At 67.2% G+C, this 1,684-nt stretch carries 2 protein-coding genes; both read left to right on the forward strand.

All coding sequences use genetic code 11. The annotated features are described in order from the left end of the window. A partial coding sequence (locus ACWDU1_RS32190; protein WP_450004190.1) for an acyl-CoA dehydrogenase occupies nt 1-614 on the forward strand: 614 nt, incomplete at its 5' end. A gap of 211 nt (nt 615-825) precedes the next feature. After that, nucleotides 826-1,578 (forward strand): MspA family porin, encoded by a 753-nt coding sequence (locus tag ACWDU1_RS32195; RefSeq protein WP_450004191.1) that lies wholly within the window; start codon nt 826-828, stop codon nt 1,576-1,578. The last annotated feature ends 106 nt before the right edge of the window (nt 1,579-1,684 follow it).

Genomic DNA, 1,684 nt, shown 5'->3' on the forward strand with positions numbered 1-1,684 from the left:
CCGAGCGGGCCTACCAGTACCTGACCGAATCCCTGCAGACCCTGGGCGGATCCGGCTTCCTGCAGGACTACCCGATCGAGCAGTACATCCGCGACGCCAAGATCGACTCCCTCTACGAGGGCACCACCGCGATCCAGGCGCAGGACTTCTTCTTCCGCAAGATCGCTCGCGATCGCGGTGTCGCCCTGGCCCATGTGGCCGGGCAGATCCAGAAGTTCATCGACTCGGAGGCGGGCAACGGCCGCCTCAAGGGCGAGCGGAAACTGCTGGCCACCGCGCTCGAGGATGTGCAGGCCATGGCCGCCACCCTCACCGGGCACCTCATGGGCGCCCAGGAGCAGACCGACGAGCTGTACAAGGTCGGCCTGGGTTCGGTGCGGTTCCTGCTCTCGGTCGGCGACCTGCTGATCGGCTGGCAGCTGCTGCGTCAGGCCGAGGTCGCCGGCGCGGCCCTCGACGCCGGCGCCGACGGCGCGGACAAGTCGTTCTACCAGGGCAAGGTCGGCGTGGCGCAGTTCTTCGCCCGCAATATCCTGCCCGAGCTGACGGCCACCCGCGCCATCCTGGCCAACCTCGACAACGACATCATGGAGCTCGACGAAGCGGCCTTCTGACCCGCTTCCCCCGCATCCCCGCGGCGGCCCGGAACTTTCCGGGCCGCCGCGTTTTTCGTCTGCACCCACCCGGGTCCGGTGCGAATCCGGCCATGTCGATACGGGTTTACTGCGTGGCAACTACCTCGCGGTATCGCCTGTGCGGTAGAAATACCGCGTCGCCCGCGGGATCCGGGGTCACCCGCGCGAAGTACGCGGCGGCATTTCTCGTGTGAGTTCGTTTGTGAAAGTTCCGATTCGACGCTTACTCGACTGGAGCGCTATGAACCGCAGAATTTCGTTGACGGTAGCCGTATTCGCTGCGGTGATATCGGCTGTCACCGGCGCCGCCACCGCGGCCGTCCCCGGTGAAATCTCCTCCGGTGGAATGCACATGGTCGCGGCCGTGGATTCCAACAACGTCGTCCCCTCCCCCGAAACCGCCATGGGCGTGCCATTCGTGCACGCGGTCAAGGTCTCCGGCAACTTCTCGGTCGCCCTGGAAAGCAACGCGGCACTCCGCAGCGGTGAGATCGTCGCCGGATACCTGGTCGGCTGCGCCGTCGATATCGCCAACGGCATCTCCATCGGAATCTCACCCAGCGTCGGCGTAGCCGCCGCCATCGCCCCCTCCATCGGCGTGGACTTCGGCGTAGACCTGGGCCTGGCCATCGACGCACCGCCCACAGTCGGCATCGGCGTAGGCGTAGGCGTAGCCGTCCAGCCTTCCGTCGGCGTAGAAAGCGGCCTGGCCGGCGAACTCGCCGTAAACCTGGCCCCCGGCACCGTCACCGCGGCCGTCATCGGGGCGACGGAACTGGACGAGGAAGCCACCTTCCCCTACACCTTCGCCCACAGCAACACCCCCCTCAACGTCAACGGCTGCCTCTCTCCCGCCTCCGTCATGCCCTTCGTCACCGTCCGCGCCGACGCCACCAACGGCACCGCCCAAACCACAGGCTACGGCGACGCTGTGTTGTTTTAGCCCCGCGTTGTTTTGGCCCCGCCTTCGGCGGGGCGGGTTGCGGGCCCCGAAGTCCCGTGTTTCAGCGCCCGAGACTGGCGGCTGCGCCGCTTCGCTTCGGGCGCTG

The organism is Nocardia sp. NPDC003345, assembly GCF_053589395.1.